Here is an 18,273-nt window from a genome sequence, read left to right as displayed (position 1 = left end):
AAGGAGTAGAGGAGAGATGAATGCAGAGGGGAAAATATAGAGTAGGAAATTGGGAGCATGATGAAGATGTATGTGAATATTTTTTTTTTTAATGATACGGCGACCACCGAGATCTACACTAGATCGCTCGTCGGCAGCGTCAGATGTGTATAGAGACAGGTGTCATTATTTAACTGCTAAAATTAGTTAATACTAAGCTCACAATGGCTCAAACAACAACACAATAAACTGCGCATAATGTATATTATGTTAAATAGGATATTTAAATAGTTAAACTCATTCACTATCTATTCAAATATCCTATCGTATTGAACATAATCCTATTTAACATAAAATGTATAATATACTATTATCCTTATTAGGCGGTTTTACGTTAAATACAAAGTTATAACGCTTAAACAGACTATTTACTAATGCTTATTTATTAAGTTATATAGATAAACTTAATCATATTTCAAAATATTAACGATTAAATAGTTTTTACAGGCTCTCGAACAAGCCAATAAAACAGGATTTATCAGTGAATAAATCAATAATAGCTATATTTTCACCGTTATAGACTTCAATATAAGACAATTTAAGTTCATTCGTTTTATATAAAAACACTCTGAATCCCTTGCTACACATGAGATTAACGTTATTTTCAATTTAAAATGTTCGCTGTACATTAAAATCTGTAAACTTATTAAGGTAATCTAGCTTAAATATTAAAGCTGGGTACGATTAAGTTCTAAAAATATTACTAAAAGTATATATGAAATATAAAAGTAACTTACAAATTACAAATTAAAAATTTTTAAATACATATAATTTCAAGTGCCCTATTAAAAAGTAAATTTAATTCACTAAGTATTTTTATTCTTTATTCTTTATTCTTTATTCTTTATTCTTAAATCTAATTTAAAGAGAGTTTCTTTTTTATCTTCTCTTTCCATTCAGGTGCAAGTTCTTTTAAGGAGTAAGCTTCAGACAGGACACTTTTATAATCTATATAACTCTTATCAAAGTAAGCTTGGAAAAGTGTTCTAATTGAGATGTTATGTGTAGCTTCTTTTTCAATAATAACTTGATCACCTGCTTTTGCTACGCCAGATTCTATAACTCGAAAATAAACACCGGTACAATAATGTTGAGTAAAAAGTTTTAAGATACTTTTATTATCGAGAGCTATACCAAGTTTGAAACAAGGTACTCTTGGTTGGCTCACTTCAAGCAGTGCTGTGCCAACCCTAAATTGATCTCCAATACAGATATCTTTCTCAGATAAATTAGAAATAGTAAAATTTTCTCCGAATATTCCAAATGAAATGTTTTCATTTTTAAGTTCTTTTATCCAATATTCATAATGAGCAGATGAAAAAGCATAAACTGCTTTATGTTCTCCACCATGGTTAATAAGGTCAGCTTGTTGATCGCCAATGATATTAGTCTTAGTAATAACAACTTCATTCGAGGTTGGTGATTTAAAAATACCAGTTTTAATTTCTTTATTATTATGAAATATTGTTTTTACTTTTGAAATGTTAGTGGAGACTATTTTCATTTTAAATACCGTGTGAGAATAAAGATGCAAAAGAGAAAAATAAAATCATTAAATAAAATAGTTTAAGCATCAAACCACCCTTTTAATTTTTATTGGTTATTGGTTGGCAATCATTCTAATTCTTTCTGCAGGCACACTTAACTGATCCATTAAATAAAGTTTAAAAGCCTTTTCGTAAGGTTGATTATCGACAGATTTTTTCATGCATAATAGCCATGCTTCACTCTCTTCAATACCTACTTTTAAATGTTTATGTGCCATAGGAATATTAATGCTTCCATAGTGCTTCGTATATAATTTAGGTCCACCTAGCCAACCTGATAAGAAATAAGATAACTTTTTTTTAGAATCTGATAAGTCTGTAGAATGCATACTTCGTATATTTTTTGCTTTTGATAGCGTATCCATATTGTCATAAAAGTCATTCACAAGTTTTATAATGCCAGGTAATTCGCCCGCCATTTTATAAGAGCTATCACCTATGCCATATCCTACATTGTTAGATTCCATCATTTACCTTGTAAGTAAGTATTTTTAAAATATATAAATAGTTATTTAGTTTCTTTTTATTTTCTTATTTAGAATATTAATTTTATTGGACGCTATTTTTGATTTCTTGTTGTCTCATCGGCATGCTATCAACCTCTCTGAAAATGAAATTCAAATTAAGCTCGGCACCTTTCGCTTTTATATCACCATCTTTACCAATCAGTAGTACTTTATCTCCTTCGATTGGAAATCTATTTTTAATGTTGCTTAGAAACTCATTTGATAGCTTATTTGAATAATTTGTCATTACTTCCGATTCTTTGATAATAAACCAGATGAGATCTCGTTCATTTATTTGGTCTTTATATTTAATAAATAACCCTTTATTTTCAATATCGTTATCTTTTCCAGCTGAATAAATTAATATAATTCTATTTTCCCAACGTAATTGATTAATATTTCTAAGCTCCTCCTGGCCAGTGTAAACAACTGTAGAAAGTAAAAAACTTATTATTAATATTACATATTTCAAAGGTCGCGCTTCAGTTTTCAACATAAATGTCACACCCTAGCAATTAATTTTCACACAATAAAAAGATAAACCTCCATATTTTCTTCAAACTTACTACATATTTCACTTCTATAGTGTACTCATTGAAACGAAATATTAAATACTGATTGAAAATGAGGAAATACCGATGAAAAATAAATTAACGTTACTGGCATCTATATTAGTGTTGAGTTTTGCATTTACGACATCAGCGAATGCAAATAACTATCATCATAACCAATCAAAAAACCACTCAAGTAATCATTCAATGGCAGGCAATAAAAGTTCAAATAATCACCAAAAATATAATAAAAAACAAGTAAAAAACACAAAAGTGATACAGCGTATAGTTACAACGAAGCATCATAATGTTCAACGTGAATCATCGAAAACGATTATCAAAGTTGAAAAAGTGCATAGCCCATTATTCACTATTTTATTCTGGTAATATATTGATAATAAATTTAAAACTTTAATGTGCATAACTGATGAGATTACGATGAGCTAATAAAAAGTTATGCACTACTATTTGAATCTAAGAAGTTAAAAATATAATTGTAATTATTATATTTTTCTATTATTTAATGAAGTTTTCACTAAAATTATTCACTTTTTCTAAACGTAACTTTTGTTCATTAGGATCGTTTAACTTACTTATTAATACTTCCCAAGATATTGGTTTACTGAAAAAATATCCTTGAATCATATTACAACCTTGCTCTGTTAAAAATGAATATTGTTCATAATATTCAACACCTTCACCTACTGTTTTTAAGTTATATGATTCAGCAATAGAAAGAATAGCTTTAATCATAGTGGATTTAGTTTTATCTGCTGAATGTAGATTATCGATAAACGATTTATCTATTTTTAAGCAACTTACTGGATAGTTTATAAGCTGAGAAAATGCGGTGTAACCTGTACCAAAGTCATCTAATGTTAGGTTAACGCCTAGCGAGTGAATTTCTTGAAGTGTTGAAACACTCATTAAATCTGCTTCAACCAAACTAGTTTCAGTGAGTTCTAATTCAAAATCATGCGCATCTATTTGGTATAATTCCATTAACTCAATTAGTTTTTGAACAAAGTGAGGATTGTGTAATTCGACCGCAGAAATGTTTATACAAAATATAATCGGGGTTACTTTTAATACAGTTAATTCTTTTTTTATTTGTTTAAATGTTGCTTCAATAACCCATAAGTCTATGTTTTTAATTAAATTATATTCTTCAGCTATTGGGATAAATACTTCAGGTCCAATACATTGTAATGTTTTATCGCTAGCACGTAATAAAACTTCAACACTGACCATATTTAAATTTTTGGCGTCGAATATCGGCATAAAATTCAAATAAAATTGATCATCTATGATAGCATTTTTTATTTTTTCAGCTATTTGTTTACGAAAGAATATATCTTGAGAAACTGTTTCGTTAAATATTTTAAAGCGATTTTTACCTTCTTTTTTTGCATAATACATCGCTGAATCAGCCCTTGCTAATAATTCATCAAATGTATTAACTTCCTGATTTAATTGTGCAATACCTAAACTTGCCCGCGCGTATGTTTCATGTTCTTCAAGTAGAATTGGAGAGTCAATAATACCAAGTAAACTTGCGGCGAATTTTTTTATTTGGTTTTCTTTAAGGTCATATATAACTAATGCGAATTCATCACCGGATAGCCTTGCAAATTTAAATTGAATATTTTCTATTGAGTCTAAATACTTTTTAACATGGTGTGAAAAACCAATAAGTAATTGATCCCCTACTTTATGCCCATAGGTATCATTTACTTTTTTAAAATCATCTAGGTCAAAATAAAACATATATAATTGATGACGATTGAAATTAGACAATATTTTTTTATTTGTCCAAATTGCTATTCCATAACGATTATATAATCCGGTTAAGCTATCTGTAATCGACATTTTTTTTAAAATATTATGTTGAAATGTGACGAGAAAAATCACGGTGATTAACCATATTAATAATATAATTTTAAGTAAGTTAGCTTCTGTTATTAATTGCCCATATAAAGTTATACTATCAATTTCAATACTATAATCGCCAAGATTGTGCATTCCATCTGTTAATATTTCTAAATACGAGACATTAGATAGATCTACTTGGCTATCGCTGAAATCAATTCTATATTGTTCCACCCACCAATTATCTACTTGTAATGCATCGAATGGAATAATAATAGGTAGTTCGTGTAAGTTAGGATTGAAGGAGATACTATTAAATTTTAATGATACTTTATCCACTAAGTTAGAATAATGGTCATTAAAATTTCTAAAGGAAATTTTAAGTTTGGCATTATTTTCCGGAACTATATATTTAATGACGGCTGATAAACGATTATATTCTCTTAAGTCTAGGCCATTGTTTCTTGCACCATTTGTCAGAGGAATACCAACACCACAAAAATTATACCCCTCTTTTTTCCTCAATTTACACTCTACTAAAATGCCGTCACTTTCATCTAAACTTGAATCAGTGTACATACTATTTATTAATACTTTGGGTTTATCAATAGTGTTAATGATTATAGGGTATGAAGTATCTACTATACCTAGCCTATGTGATAAAAACGCTAGGACAGACACACAGAATAAACCAATAATTACCTTAACATTGATATCCGAAAACACAGCTAATCCTCTTGTAATAATGGAATAAATTCTGAAATTAGCTCCTATATAGACGCTTGTAATTAATAACACATTAAATTTATTTACAATTACTTGATGTTCAATATACATCAAAAAAAACACTTTTAAAATCAAATAAGCAAGCAAAAAGAGGTATTTATAATTTAAAGGTTGATGTTTAGATAAATGCCCCTATTAACAATCGTTTTAAATTAAAATTATTGTTATCAAGGCACTTGGATTCAGATCATAAGTGCATAACTTGAATTGGCAGATAACATTATAATGATTATTAATATTACTTAACCGATAGCCAGTGCGACAATTAAAACGTAATGTTAATAGCGGTTGTTTAGATACTTTACCGACGGTAAAGTACATTAAACTGACACCAATCAACACTTCCTTCGTTAATCTATTTTTCATTACACTACCTATACTATATTAGATATTTCCTTTACAAAAATACGTTATCAATTGGAGCAATATATAAAAAAAAGCCTAACAATAGTTTATTATTGCTAGGCTTTATGATTGTTATACCAATGGAATTAAATAAGTAATCAGAGATTGCGCAGGAAAAATTAACACTAATAAGGCGTGAGTTGTAGGAGATAGTTGTTCTCACTTCAAAACTCACAACGCAGTTAGGGGTGATTTTAACCAGCAAGAATGATCACCTTATTAATTCTTTTGGTATTATAAAGCGTGTTTGCTTTAAGCGTTAACATCATCGATAACAGACGAAATAAACGATGTCACACTCTTGTTTTTTGATGTTTTTATGAGGTGTATTCTTTATGAAATTAAAGCTTAAAATTAACACCCAATTCTACTGTTCGCTCTGCACCATACCAACAATTGTCACTGTCGTAACAAGCAAATGATTCTGTATCGAATACATTGTTCGCTGTCAGATTAACTTGTATGCCAGCTAATGATGAACTTGCATTACCTAAATCATAACCGATCGAAAGATCTGCGATTACATAGTCAGGCACCATACCTTGCGTGTTTGTTGCATCCATTTGCATTTCTCCTACATAACGAACACCGGCACTTAAACGTGTACCTTGAAGGAATGGGTTATCAAAGTTGTAATTAGCCCAAAGGTTGGCTGCGTGTTTAGGCACATAAATGGGTGTTGTCCCTTCTAATCCATTTTCACTATCTTTGGTAATTTCCATATCAATATAAGTATAGCTAGCAGCGATATCAAGATTGTTATTGATCATCCAAGTACCTTCTAGTTCAAGCCCTCGTGAACGTACCTCGCCTACTTGTAACTGCCCTTGATAATCAGCAGAAGTAGGATCAGAGATAACAACATTACTTTTAACGATTTGGAATAATGAAGCGGTTGCCGATTTACTATAATCCAGCGAGTTATATTTTAAACCCACTTCAATTTGTTCACCTGTTTCAGCGACAAATGCCTCACCGAAATCACTTTGTCCAGCAACAGGTTCAAAGCTCGTTGCGTAATTAACAAAAGGTGATAATCCATTATCGAATTCATATAATGCACCTACACGATACGAAAACTCGGTTTCATCAGCTTCAGTAATAGAACCATTGTAATCACTTTTACTGCGATAAGTATCAAGCCTACCACCCGCGATTAACACTAGGTTATTGATGCGAACTTGATCTTGAAAATAACCACCTAACTGCCTTACAGTAACTTCATCATTATAGGTCGCTAATGAGCTTAAACGACTTCTATCAATTAAGTTATTGTCTGGATTAAATATATTAAAGTCACCAAATTGACTGGTTGTCCCATAATAATCATAGGCAGAATCACCTTTAAGTTGGCGATAATCGATACCTAATAATATATTGTGTTTAAGGCCCCCTATTTCAACCAGACCTAATAGTTGATTATCGATAGCATAGGTTTCTGAACTTTCATCAGTGCTATAAATATAACGATCTAAATCCCCTGTTGTTTCATCATAACTTGCATAATGATAAGTGTTTTCTTGGTATAAATCTGCTTTTGCATAACGAGCATTTTGTAAGAATGACCAATTATCATTAAACTCATGATTCACTTTATACCCTAGCATTAACACTTCTCTTTCAAAGGTGCTCCAGTTCTCATCACCGACAAAAGTACTTGCACTAGTGCTCCCATTGACATTACTAAATACAGATCCTGATGATGGTATTGCAGAATTCATCCCCATTTCAGGGTCATTTTGATAATAAACATTAAGATTAAGTGACGTTTTTTCTGTTATATCCCAAGTAATAGAGGGCGCAATTAAATAACGCTCTTCTTCCGTTGTATCAACTTGCCCGTCTTTTTTACGCGCTAAACCAACGAAACGATATGAGACATTACTGTCACCAATTTTCCCAACAGAATCAATAGAAATCTCTTGTAAATTACTGGTGCCAAGTTTGAAACCAAAGTCAGTACTTGACTCTTTTTGAGGAGCTTTAGCAATCATATTAACCATGCCACCAGGAGGCATTGAACCATAAAGCACCGAGGTTGGCCCTTTAAATACTTCTACTTGTTGTAATGCAATGGGATCAATCTGTGGCTGTAAGTTCCAACCGTTTAACTGTTGTAATATCAAACCATCATAATAGCTTTGGCTTACAGAGAAACCTCTGATAGTAAACGTGTCATACATAGTCACCGCACCACCTTTGGTTTCAGTCACCACACCCGGTGTATAACGTAATGCCTCGTTTAAAGATTGCGCTCCTCTTTCTTTTAACAATTCGCCATCAATAACATTAATTGCTTGAGGTGTTTCTTCAGGTGTTAACGATGTTTTTGTTGCTGTATTTCGATAAGCTTTACCTAAAACAGAAATAGTTTCCATTTCAGTTCCATCAGCGCTCAACTCAGCCGACATTGAATACGGTGAGTGACATAAAGCCAAAGCAACTACTGAAGCAAGTGTTGAACGTTTAAAATAAGGTGCATTTTTAATAAAGATCATATTTATCTACTTTCATCCATTTTTGTTGATAATGATTATTATTAAGATGGTACCTATTTTAAAATTGAAAACTTAACATTTTGGTGCAAAGTTAGTTTTTTTGTTTACTGATGGGGAGCCAATACTCAACCTCTAAGAAATTTTTATCTGATTGTTTTTTATAAATTTCTAATTCATTGGTTTCAACGAGTTCATATTCTGAATTTGATAACCAATAGAAAATAAACCATTCTACAATTCTTGCAAATTTGTGAGTGGGTCCTTCAAAAGATAAAACGGCATATTGTTGCCCTTTTAATATAATAGTATCAGCGTTTTCAATAGGTTGTGGAGTTCCAGCTAAGTAAGTTAAATCTCCGATTTCATCTTCTTCGTTACCACTGATAACGCCAATAAATTCTGTAATAGAATGAGGTTGATTTAGGTAAGATGTTTCAAAACGATGCCAAGTGCTAGGAACCGTATTCATATAATCTGGAGATTCTGCAGCAAACCCTTTAATTTGGCCCTTAACACCATAAATCGTCATTTCTGCGAGATAATCAATGCGTATTTGTACAAATAAAGAATTCAGCTCGGACTCAGTAAAAGGACTTTTAATAAGGGGCTTTTTAATCCCCATCCTGAGCCCTCTTTTTTGATATTGCTTTGGGCTCATATTAAAGAATGCTTTAAAAGCACGACTAAAAGAAATTTCAGAGCCAAACCCAAGCATAAAGGCAATATCAATCATTCTATGTTGATTACATAAAACAAATTCAGCCGCTTTAGATAGTTTTTGCTGACGAACATAATTACCAACATTTTGCTTAGTATATTCTTGAAAAATACGTTGTAATTGCCAGCGAGACCAACAACTTTTATTGGCAAGATCTTCTAGAGAAAGCGGTAAATGCAATGAGTTATCGATATAATCAAGAACCGCTTCAATGCGATTCAACGATTTGTTAATAGGTTCTTTCACTTGTTATTTAACTTCCTTATTAAATCATTCGTTTATTAGCACGTATTTTTAATAATCAATGCATCATTATGAACCTATTTTATTCGCCTTCATGCTTTATCAATAACATATTTAGACACTTAATATGACACACTTCAATCTAAATAAAACTGATTATCATCTAAAACATTGTACAGTAGAATATACTTAAGGTTTAAGTACATTTAATCAAAATAAAAGCAAATTAACAGTATGAGTTTTAAATCGTTTTTAAGTTACTAGTACGTGATTTTCAGGACGTAAGTATCTCTACTTAATTTTATATGGCCTAACTGATTGAACTAATTATGAAGCATAGGTGTTGCATATAATTGTTACAGATAGAGATGAATAATGTTGAAAGGAATGGTCGGATATATAAATAATAAAGGTGTGTTAGGTCTGAATAATAAAGACATGGTTTGCACACAATCCAGCGGCTCTAATTTTGCTTAAATTGAAATACCGACAGTCCTATTTTATTTTCCTGATGTAGATCTTTACAGCCCTAGTTCTTTACAGATGTAGCCACTAACAATAATTAAAGCCAGTTCAAAGCCTAGGTTAAATTTTTTAAACTATTTAAAACCGTTTTTAACTAAAACAAGATAAACCATGGCATCGTTTTTATTACCGTCATAAACTATTGTTCTTGTTATTAATAACAATTATTTTGACATCTTTTACAATGCCATTTGAGACCGTAATAAAAACAGTGCACTTATCTTTATTTGATTGGTAGCATCATTAAAGAGGCATGATTATTCATTTATAAAAAACACTTTTTGTTTAATGAAATCATCAACAGGTTCACCAAAGTTCATCGTCACACTTATCCGGCAAGGTGTAATCTCTGTATCGACGTTGATTATTAAGAAGTTATTTTTACCCGTTAAACTAAACACCGTTTTTACTAATGCACTCTCGTGTTTATATAATGGCCCATCCCCTTCAATTAATTTATCTAGAAATCCAGGAGCAGGCTTTCTGGAAATACCACTTGAAGTAATATTCATTAGCCTCGCATTAGGTTTATCTTTAAGATGAATTTTAAAAGCACTTGCACAATGTACATCACCGCTCAATAAAGTAACTGGTATTGTATTTTTATGTGAAAAAGTACCTAAATGTTCTAATAAAATATTTCGTTCAGTAACATTCGTATCGTTACCCCACTCATCTTGGGCATCATCTTTTGTACCGCCTACTGCCAATAATAAATCGATACTATTCATTATTTTGTCGTTCCAATGTACAACAGGCACTGGTGATACGATAAAAACGGCTTTAAGTGCCATCGTTTCTGGTCTTTTTAACCAAGCGACTAATCTAGCCATTTGCTGTTTGCCTAATAAGCGTTCGCCATCATTATTTTCAACATCATGATGGCCTCGCATATCGAGCACATAAAAGCCTGTTTCGCCTTTTATAAAACTATAATCCCATTGGTTAGCAGGCGTGCTAGGGTTATGGTTGTGTTGGAATTCTAAATACACCTCACTTGCCGCTTTGAAAGCTAGTTGGCAAATTTTTTCATTTAGTTCATGATTATCCCATTGGAAAATATGGTCTAGTTTATTTGCTCTTTCTGATTTCGTTAATGACCCCCAACCGTCCATAATTTCATGGTCATCCCAAATCATATATTGAGGGAATTTCCTAAAAGTTTCTAACATCGCAGGTGTATTCCAATAAATTCTATAATAAGTACGATAAAGCTGTTTAAGATATTGTTTTATGCCATTTTCATCAATTGAATCATTATTGGCTTCATTTATATTAAATGCAGATGCTAATGTTTTTTTATGCTTAGCTAACCAATCCCATAAATCTTCTATTTGAGGTTTATTTTGCTGGTGACTAGATTGTTTATAGCGGCCATGCGTATCGCAATAAATTTGATCCCCACCGCCGATCACAAAACTTGCATTTCGTTCACTTAATTGCTCATCAAAATGTGGCCATAAACCTTCTGAAAAAGATCGATGTCCGAAGGGATCATGGCAACTATAAAAGCCAAATGAAAATTTAGGGTAATCAACAAGATCAGTCTTAAATATATAAGAAGTACGTATACCTAACTCTATTTTTCGATCTATTAAAGAATGGAGTTCACCAACAGCCATTAAATAATAATAATATTTTTGACCTGCGAGTAAATGTTCAAACTTGAACGTATGTGTTTGTCCGGTGTCAGAAGAAATGGTTTTGTCTTGGTACTTTACTGATGAATTGCTACTAAATATAGGATCGGAAGGTTGAATACTATAAGGGTCAATATCAAGGGGGATGTCTGATATAAAAAGTCGCCAATCACCTTCTCTATAGACTCGAACCCATATATTTGCTTCAGTAGTTGTTACATGACCGACGAAAGAAGCTGAACTTAGTTTAGATTGCATTGATTCAAAGTTATCTGGGTTAGCTAATTTACTCATAGTTAAGTCCTTATAAAATATTCATTAATAGAAGACAATTAAATAAGATTAGAATATACGACTTGTTATTTATTTTATATTTAAACTGCATTTTAAGTACTTAAACTGAGTGGCGACTCAAAAATATATTTTATATAAAATTAATAGGACCAATATAAGTCATTGTATATTAATGTTTTATTGTACTTTTATGAAGTAAGACTGGTGGGTTAGCTAATTCATTAATAAGCCTATTTGTTTGCAAGTATAAACGGTAGACTGCACCTATTGCATGCTTCCTACTTTTCAGAAAGACGACATCATTCAACCAATTATTTTAAACGCCCTCTTAATTAGGATTAACAAATATGGCAGGTTTAAGCTTATTAACGTTATTAGACGATATCGTCGCTGTATTAGATGACGTTGCACTAATGAGTAAAGTTGCTGCTAAAAAAACAGCAGGTGTATTGGGCGATGATTTAGCATTAAACGCGCAGCAAGTCTCTGGCGTTCGAGCTGAACGAGAAATACCCGTCGTCTGGGCCGTTGCTAAAGGGTCTTTTTTAAATAAAGCGATTATAGTCCCTATTGCATTAATATTAAGTGCTTTTTTACCGACGGCCATTACTGTTTTGTTAGTTATTGGGGGAATATATTTATGCTTTGAAGGAGCTGAAAAAATAATACATTCCTTGTTTTCAAGACATGAAAATCAACAAGCTAAACAAGTGCGTAAAGAAGCGAATGCAAATCAAGATATTGATTTAGTTGCCTTAGAGCAAAGTAAAATAAAAGGTGCTATTCGAACTGACTTTATATTATCCGCTGAAATTGTGGTTATCGCTTTAGGTACGATATCTCAAGCGAGCTTTTTAACTCAAATATTAGTGTTATCTACCATTGCTATTGCCTTAACCATCTTTGTATATGGTTTGGTTGCGATTATTGTAAAGCTAGACGACTTAGGCTTATATTTAATCTCTTCCGCGAAACAAAACAATAATAAATTTAAAAATATAATGGGGGAGTTTCTCATAAACGCAGCACCATTATTAATGAAATTCCTAGTGATTGTTGGCACTATCGCGATGTTTTTAGTCGGAGGAGGAATCATTGTCCACAATGTTCCTTTAGTAACAGATTTTATACACCATATAGAGCAGTCCTTTTTAAATATGGGTGCTTTACTCGAATACATAACACCGATCATTTTAACTGGATTAGTTGGAATGACTGCAGGTCTTTTGTGTTTTTTATCAGTAACATTAGCTTCAAATTTACTTTTGTCGTTGAAAAAATAATGAGTAAATAATGAAGACCTTACGAAAATTTCATCGAGCCCCAATACGTGTTTATCGTATTAAAAGGCTTTCTACAAAGTTAAAAGCAAAACGAACAATGCTCAAGCTAAAATTGGCCTTAGCCCAAGAGAAACAAGAAACTAAAGAGATGTTAGTAATATATAAAAAATATACACAAGGCCAAGCTTCTAAAGAAGAAATGAAAATAGCTAACGAACAGTTTGTCGATGTATTAAAAGGCATCGGGTTAGGTGTATTCGCTGTATTACCTTTTGCACCTATCACAATACCGGTGATCATTAAGCTAGGACGATTAGTAGGCGTTGAAGTCATGCCAAGCGCTTTTATCACTAAAAAAGATAATAAACGTGTTGTAAAAGAAAAATAAAGGCATTTGAGATCTTTCCTTCAAAGTGTTGGTCCACCTTCTTACACACTATTTGTGAAGATAAAAGGTAGGTACAAATGATACCTAGATGAGCGCTTATTGAAAATGGTGAGTGTACTTATAACGTCTGTTTAGACATCTATACCCTTTACCATTATTCAATGGTGCAAAATTCACCGCTCGCTCTCCGGATCGTTAGCTTGAAAACCAACTCTGCGTTGCAACCTTCGATAAGAACTCTCCATTGTCATCATGTGCGCCTTGATTTGGCAACCAAGTGAAAGACTGAACAAAGCACCTTGAACGGTAACGGGCATATAATAGACCTGTGATAAGTAAGCTAAAAACAAACCATCAGCAAGCAATAACTTAATAGTAAATAATGAATACATAAAGAAAAATTAAACAGAATAAAAGAGACCATGGTATCTATAGGTTCTTTCTGTATAATGAACGAGTGTTCCATTAAAACTATTAAGACAAAAAGATGAGTAAAGTTGCAAAATTCAATCGTGAAGAAGTCATAGATAAAGCCACTAATCTATATTGGAGTAAGGGCTATCACGGTACTTCTATGCGTAATTTACAGACTGCAATCGATCTTCGACCTGGTAGTATTTATGCTACTTTTGGTAGTAAAGATAATTTGTTTAAAGAATCTATTAATTATTATGCAGCTCAAACAGGTGAATTATTGCAAGCATGCTTAGAACAATCTGCTACTGCGCTGACAGGGCTTAAGTTATTTATCAGAAAACTTGTTATTGATAATTTGGATGGTAAGCCAAGTTGTATGTGCATGATTGTTAAGTCGATATCTGAACTAACAGAAACTGATAATAAAGAATTATTAGATGAAGCAAAAAGACTACTTGCTAACGTAGAGAATAAATTCTCAGAAATTATCACTGAAGCGATGGAACAAGGTGAGATAGATTCTGATAAAGATGCATCAGAACTCGCCAGTTATATACAAGTACAAATTATTGGTTTACGTACTTATGCTCGTGTTAATAATAATGAAGAAACAATTAATAAGTTTATTGATGAGATTTTTATAGGATCACCTTTCCATTAGTCTACACATAAATTAATCGAACCATCTTATTTATACCTACCCTAGCTCGCTTCTCTCTGAATCGAGCTTATTTTTTTCTACAGTATTACTCTTTTTTATTCTTTTCTTTGTTCATTCATGTCGCACTAAAATTGATGATGATGCCGATTACATTAAATAGGTTATGTAAATTTTACGCTGGAAAAACAGTTAAATTCAAGGCGTAAATGGCGATTACCTTTACGAAACTTACAACAAGGAAGTGGGTTGTGTTAACAAGTAAAATAAATAAGCTATTTATTTTGATTGGTATAATACTGTATTCATTTATAACGCGAGTTTAAAAAAATTTTAGTAAACCATCAACAATGTTCCTGAAAATAATCTATTAAATCGCATTAAAATAGATCATTAAAAGTAAATTGAACGATTGTTCCAAATAGCTTGAACAATCGTTCACAACCATTTATAATTAACTCACTTAATGAAGATAAACTTTTTCATTACTAATACATTCACCACTAGAGAGAGTAAATAATGAGCGAATTTAAAATCCATACAGTAGATACGGCTCCAGAAGGCAGTAAAAAAATTCTTGAAGGTGCAGTTAAACAAATGGGCGTTGTACCTAATCTTTTTGGCACAATGGCTGAATCTCCAAGTATTTTAAAAGCATATACTCAACTAAATGAGCATTTCACAAATACTTCTTTTGATGCTGAAGAGTTAACCGTGGTATGGCAAACAATCAATGTAGAACATGAATGTCATTACTGTGTTCCTGCACATACAGGTATCGCACACTCAATGAAAGTGGATCCTGCAATTACTGAAGCATTACGCAACGACACAGCTTTACCAACAGCTAAACTACAAGCATTAAAAGACTTCACATTAAGCATGGTACGTGAACGTGGTAATGTTCCAGCAGCAGAAATGGAAGCATTTTTTGCAGCAGGTTACGGTCAACAACAAGTACTAGAAGTGATTCTAGGCTTGTCTCAAAAAGTGATCAGTAACTATGTAAATCATGTTGCTAAAACACCTGTTGATCCAATGTTTGAATCATTTGCTTGGAAGAAATAACGACAAGCATTGATAACGATTGAAACTTAGCAAATTATTGCTTTAGTTTTAGGGCACTTGTTAATATTAACAAGTGCCCTTTTTTATATTTGAATGTTTATATCTACAATTAATTTCTACTTACTTCCACTTAATCTATACCTAAAAAAATAATCTTATTTCAATACCTTACTTCAATGCCTTTACCTTTGATAATCAGGTTATATTAAACCCACCATTATAATCAATTGAAAAAACAGTCTGTTTATAGCATGACTCTTTACTGAATAAGTATTATCAATTATACCAATCTAAGTAATTATCTAGTCATTTATGCTTGTTAAAATGAATTCTAGCTTCGTTGTTGATTTTGTAATGAAAATAACGAGTTACTGCAATCAACACCTTGTTAGCATCCATTTTCCCTAACGCCTAAATAGACCATTTATTTATCTAGATTGGTATTAATTTCTTAAATAATTCAGTTTGTTGAAAATAATGTTCTATTTCGTTTTCTACTCTATGTTAACTTAAACAACAAATAGGCTAATAATACTGTCACTATGAGCATGCTAGTATTAAAAGGCAATTAAGAGGCCAAGAACAGCTTAATTAATACCAATAGAATTAAATAAGTGATCAGAAATTGCGCAGGAAAAATTAACACTAATAAGGCGTGAGTTGTAGAAGATAGTTGTTCTCACTTCAAAACTCACAACGCAGTTAGGGGTGATTTTAACCAGCAAGAATGATCACCTTATTAATTCTTTTGGTATAAGTCTTAAACTAATGAATTAAAGATATAAAATTGAAGGTTTATGATAAGAAATAACAAATCAGTAAAAATAACATTGGCACATATAAATGACACACATTCATACTTTGAACCTCAACCATTACAATTACAGCTTACAATTGATGGAAAGGCACTGTCTCCCTACGTTAGTAATGGTGGATTTTCACGTATAGCAACACGCGTTAAACAACTTAAAGCAGCCGCAATACAGAATAACCGTGAGTTTATGTTCGTACATGCAGGTGATTGTTTTCAAGGAACACTGTACTTCTCTTTATTCAAGGGAAAAGCTAATTCAGATATGCTCAATGCATTGGGTATTGATATGATGACTATTGGTAATCATGAATTAGATATGGGTAATGAACCTGTCGCGACTTTTTTAGATCGGATTCAATTTCCACTCTTAGCTGGAAATTGGGATTTATCTAACGAAATACAAACTAAAACACACCGTTTAAGCGGTCGCTCAAACTTACTATCATATCAAGCAAGTGATCAAACAGCCCCTTGGATAACTCACATCATAGATGATGAACCTGTTGCAATATTTGGACTTTCAATAGACAAAATGGCAGATATTGCCAACGTCGATATAGACACGCCTTTCGTCAACGCTTTTGAAACTGCATTAAAAACGGTTAAATCCATTCAACAATCAGGCATTAATAAAATAATCTTACTTAGCCACCTTGGATTTGAGGGGGATTGTGATTTAGCGAAACAAGTCGATGGCATTAGCTTGATTGTAGGGGGGCATACTCATGTCCTTCAAGGTGACTTTAGCGATTTAGGATTAAAAAAAGACGTCGAATATGGTCTTAAAGTTAATGATACCTACATTGTTCAAGCTGGATGTCACGCACAAGCACTAGGACATTGTAAAATTGATTTTAATGCCGATGGCTCAGTCAACATGTTTAACGGCAAAAATGAGCTATTGATTGGTCGTCGACTATGCATTGATAAAACATTACTCACCACTCATGATGATCTACTACATGACAAAGCGAATCTTTATTTAGCTCAACATAGCAATGTTATCGTGTGTAAAAAAGATCTTCAGTTACAACGTTTATTATTAGATAAATATATCCCTAAAGTACGCGAACTACAGAATACGGTAATAGCAACCATCACTGAGAATATGCGCCACATTCGCATACCAGATGAGAATGGAAGCAGCGAAATTGCACCGTTAGTCGCAGAATCTTTTGTCCATAAGATGAATGAACAGGGCCATAAAGTAGACTTTGCCATTCATAATGCTGGTGGAGTGAGATCGTCTTTAAACAGCGGGAATATTTCGGTGGCTGACATTGCAGGCAAATTGTTGCCTTTCGTTGTTCCCATCGGTATTTATCGTATTAAAGGGAAATATATTGCACAGGCATTAGAAGGTGCAATCAACAACGCGACGAATAATGGTGTGATAGGAAGTGGATCAGGTAGTTACCCTTATACACATAACCTTAAATTCAATTATCACAATGACCGTCCTATTGGTAAACGTATTTCTAGACTTAGGATTGATACAAAAGATAATGGCTGGCAGAGTATTGATCAAGAAACAATATATTGTGGTAGCTCTTCCGCTTATACCATGAAAGGTAAAGAAGGTTACGATGCATTAACGATGATGGAAGATAAAGGTGTTATTACTCAATATTCAATGGCAGATTGCTTTATATATTTTATAAAAAACGTGTCAAATAATTTAAAAATAAGGCCATTAAATACAAACATTTAAAAAATTGAACTTAAGGGATGAAAAAAGATTAAAGACTACTAGGGCGTGTTGATCTTTGGTGCTCAATAATTACTCTGCATGCATAGGGAGCCACATAATAGTGAATGCTAAAGCAACCATGCTTGCATAATTTTGTTCTAATTTATCGTATCTCGTTGCTATTGATCGGAAATTTTTAATTCTTCTAAATGCATTTTCAACTAAATGTCGATACTTATACAGGCACCAATCTATGTCATTGTTTCCTGTTTTATTGTTTTTTCGTCTAGGGATGACTGAAATGGCACCTTTTTCATGTATATGCTCTCTAAGC

The 18,273-nt window shown here is 32.3% G+C and carries 14 protein-coding genes; 6 read left to right on the top strand and 8 right to left on the bottom strand.

Annotated features, from left to right (window positions below):
- Positions 1–895: 895 nt before the first annotated feature.
- The 3 genes from SP041_RS20000 to SP041_RS19990 all read right to left on the bottom strand — a co-directional run bounded on the left by SP041_RS20000 (position 896) and on the right by SP041_RS19990 (position 2,588).
- Positions 896–1,543 carry an MOSC domain-containing protein gene (locus SP041_RS20000; protein ID WP_037048990.1) on the bottom strand — a complete coding sequence of 216 codons (648 nt, stop codon included), beginning with the start codon at positions 1,541–1,543 and terminating at the stop codon, positions 896–898.
- Positions 1,544–1,639: 96 nt separating this feature from the next.
- Complete coding sequence (locus SP041_RS19995; RefSeq protein ID WP_025564589.1) at positions 1,640–2,053, bottom strand: group II truncated hemoglobin; 414 nt, start codon at positions 2,051–2,053, stop codon at positions 1,640–1,642.
- Between the two features lie 82 nt (positions 2,054–2,135).
- Complete coding sequence (locus SP041_RS19990) at positions 2,136–2,588, bottom strand: DUF4174 domain-containing protein (protein WP_025564588.1); 453 nt, start codon at positions 2,586–2,588, stop codon at positions 2,136–2,138.
- A gap of 142 nt (positions 2,589–2,730) precedes the next feature.
- Between SP041_RS19990 and SP041_RS19985 the strand changes: the two genes are divergently transcribed.
- Positions 2,731–3,030: a hypothetical protein gene (locus SP041_RS19985; RefSeq protein ID WP_025564587.1), complete on the top strand. Its 300-nt coding sequence runs from the start codon at positions 2,731–2,733 to the stop codon at positions 3,028–3,030.
- Between the two features lie 129 nt (positions 3,031–3,159).
- On the opposite strand, the gene SP041_RS19980 is transcribed toward SP041_RS19985, so the two are convergent.
- The 4 genes from SP041_RS19980 to SP041_RS19965 form a co-directional block, all read right to left on the bottom strand.
- Positions 3,160–5,349, bottom strand: a complete 2,190-nt coding sequence (locus SP041_RS19980; RefSeq protein ID WP_025564586.1) for a bifunctional diguanylate cyclase/phosphodiesterase — start codon at positions 5,347–5,349, stop codon at positions 3,160–3,162.
- 695 nt (positions 5,350–6,044) lie between these two features.
- Positions 6,045–8,201 (bottom strand): TonB-dependent siderophore receptor, encoded by a 2,157-nt coding sequence (locus SP041_RS19975; RefSeq protein WP_025564733.1) that lies wholly within the window; start codon positions 8,199–8,201, stop codon positions 6,045–6,047.
- A 91-nt stretch (positions 8,202–8,292) separates the two neighbouring features.
- Positions 8,293–9,165: a helix-turn-helix domain-containing protein gene (locus tag SP041_RS19970; protein WP_025564732.1), complete on the bottom strand. Its 873-nt coding sequence runs from the start codon at positions 9,163–9,165 to the stop codon at positions 8,293–8,295.
- Between the two features lie 779 nt (positions 9,166–9,944).
- Entirely contained in the window at positions 9,945–11,621 is a 1,677-nt protein-coding gene (locus tag SP041_RS19965) for an alkaline phosphatase D family protein (RefSeq protein WP_025564731.1), read from the bottom strand.
- A gap of 347 nt (positions 11,622–11,968) precedes the next feature.
- Here SP041_RS19965 and SP041_RS19960 point away from each other — a divergent pair, with 347 nt between their 5' ends.
- The 5 genes from SP041_RS19960 (at position 11,969) to SP041_RS19940 (ending at position 17,960) form a co-directional block, all read left to right on the top strand.
- On the top strand, positions 11,969–12,904 hold the full coding sequence (locus SP041_RS19960; RefSeq protein ID WP_025564730.1) for a DUF808 domain-containing protein: 936 nt from the start codon (positions 11,969–11,971) through the stop codon (positions 12,902–12,904).
- 10 nt (positions 12,905–12,914) lie between these two features.
- Complete coding sequence (locus SP041_RS19955; RefSeq protein ID WP_025564729.1) at positions 12,915–13,292, top strand: hypothetical protein; 378 nt, start codon at positions 12,915–12,917, stop codon at positions 13,290–13,292.
- Positions 13,293–13,779: 487 nt separating this feature from the next.
- Positions 13,780–14,370, top strand: coding sequence for a TetR/AcrR family transcriptional regulator (locus tag SP041_RS19950; RefSeq protein ID WP_025564728.1), 591 nt, complete (start codon positions 13,780–13,782; stop codon positions 14,368–14,370).
- Positions 14,371–14,886: 516 nt separating this feature from the next.
- Positions 14,887–15,435, top strand: a complete 549-nt coding sequence (locus tag SP041_RS19945) for a carboxymuconolactone decarboxylase family protein (protein ID WP_025564727.1) — start codon at positions 14,887–14,889, stop codon at positions 15,433–15,435.
- Positions 15,436–16,232: 797 nt separating this feature from the next.
- Positions 16,233–17,960 carry a bifunctional UDP-sugar hydrolase/5'-nucleotidase gene (locus SP041_RS19940; protein ID WP_025566193.1) on the top strand — a complete coding sequence of 576 codons (1,728 nt, stop codon included), beginning with the start codon at positions 16,233–16,235 and terminating at the stop codon, positions 17,958–17,960.
- 69 nt (positions 17,961–18,029) lie between these two features.
- Here SP041_RS19940 and SP041_RS19935 read toward each other — a convergent pair.
- Positions 18,030–18,273, bottom strand: a 244-nt coding sequence (locus SP041_RS19935; RefSeq protein ID WP_170968584.1) for a transposase, incomplete at its 5' end; no start/stop codon positions are given.

Origin of the sequence: Psychromonas sp. SP041, from assembly GCF_000470315.2 — a bacterium.
Taxonomy (GTDB): Bacteria; Pseudomonadota; Gammaproteobacteria; order Enterobacterales; family Psychromonadaceae; genus Psychromonas.
The sequence above is the reverse complement of the archived record's forward strand: the minus strand, read 5'-3'. Positions and strand labels throughout refer to the sequence as shown.